The organism is Celeribacter halophilus (assembly GCF_900114135.1).
Taxonomy (GTDB): Bacteria; Pseudomonadota; Alphaproteobacteria; order Rhodobacterales; family Rhodobacteraceae; genus Celeribacter; species Celeribacter halophilus.
On record NZ_FORY01000059.1, the window covers coordinates 1 to 1,073 of the forward strand.

Consider the following 1,073-nt stretch of genomic DNA (forward strand, 5'->3'; position numbering starts at 1 on the left):
GATAGGCGCGAGACTTGGCGCGACATTTCTCGCGGTTGGCCTCGTAGTGGGCGCGGGCATATGTGCGGTTACTGCACTTCATGCAGCAATACTTCTGGGTTTTCTGTCTAGCCACGAAGTCCGCACCGCACTCGGCGCATTGCCTCTCATACCGTGCCATCACGCGCCCTCCTTCCGGACAGCCAAGAAATCCCAATCAGTCCAGCCCTTCATGCAGACCACGAAATAGCCTTTGCGCCAGGTGGTGATGGGGATACATTCTTCGGTCTTGTTGTTGACGATGTAGCGTTGAACCTTGCGGCGCGAGAACACGGCGGTGATCACCTTGGTCACGTCCTCAACGGGCAGCTTCAGGCATTCGGCAATGTGCTCCTCGCTGAATGCGTCGGCCATGTTCATGATGCGCTCGCGGGTCTTGCGGTCGATCGGCTTGTGGCGGGTTGCGGGTATGGCCATGTCACTCACCCCGCGCGCCTTCGACAAACTCACGATGCGACAGAGCAATCCGAGACACGGCCGCACCACGGAACGCGAAGGGGTGGGCCTCACGGATCAGAGATGAATGGGTATTCAGCTTCTCGGTCCAGAGCGTCTCCGAGCGGATCAACTCGTCCGCCTCGATCGCGTCGACCAGCTCGTTAAATGTGGCGAAGCTGGTCCGGCAGACCACATAGCGCGCCGGACGGCCGTCCTCGCGGTCACCGGATTCAAACCAAATTTGTGCAATAACGCCGTTCATGTTTCGGGCTTCCTTTCACTATCAAATCAGTGAAGTCAGCATGCATCGGAGACCCGACCGGAACGCAGGAATGGACCGGAATGACTCGCCGGTTTTCATTCCGGTTTGCGTTCCGGTCGCCTCAACACCTCAACGCCACATCAACCGACTGAACACCGAATAGGCGCGAGGCGTGCGGGTAAATGCGGGCAGATGCCGACACTTGCCGCGCATGGCTTCGAGTGATAACAATGGGTTACGGGCTAAGTGCCAGATTTCTAAGGAAAACTGGGAGTCGATTGAATCAGGCTCATAACCTGAAGGTCGTAGGTTCAAATCCTACTCCCGCAACCAA

At 57.4% G+C, this 1,073-nt stretch carries 2 protein-coding genes and 1 tRNA gene; 1 reads left to right on the forward strand and 2 read right to left on the reverse strand.

Annotated elements, in window-relative coordinates; translation table 11 throughout:
* Positions 1–159 precede the first annotated feature (159 nt).
* Both BM152_RS18740 and BM152_RS18745 read right to left on the reverse strand, forming a co-directional pair.
* Positions 160–456 carry a hypothetical protein gene (locus BM152_RS18740; protein ID WP_066598846.1) on the reverse strand — a complete coding sequence of 99 codons (297 nt, stop codon included), beginning with the start codon at positions 454–456 and terminating at the stop codon, positions 160–162.
* A gap of 1 nt (position 457) precedes the next feature.
* Positions 458–739: a hypothetical protein gene (locus tag BM152_RS18745; protein WP_066598845.1), complete on the reverse strand. Its 282-nt coding sequence runs from the start codon at positions 737–739 to the stop codon at positions 458–460.
* Positions 740–975: 236 nt separating this feature from the next.
* On the opposite strand from BM152_RS18745, the gene BM152_RS18750 reads away from it, so the two are divergent.
* A tRNA-Leu gene (locus tag BM152_RS18750) sits at positions 976–1,072 on the forward strand.
* Position 1,073: the final 1 nt, after the last annotated feature.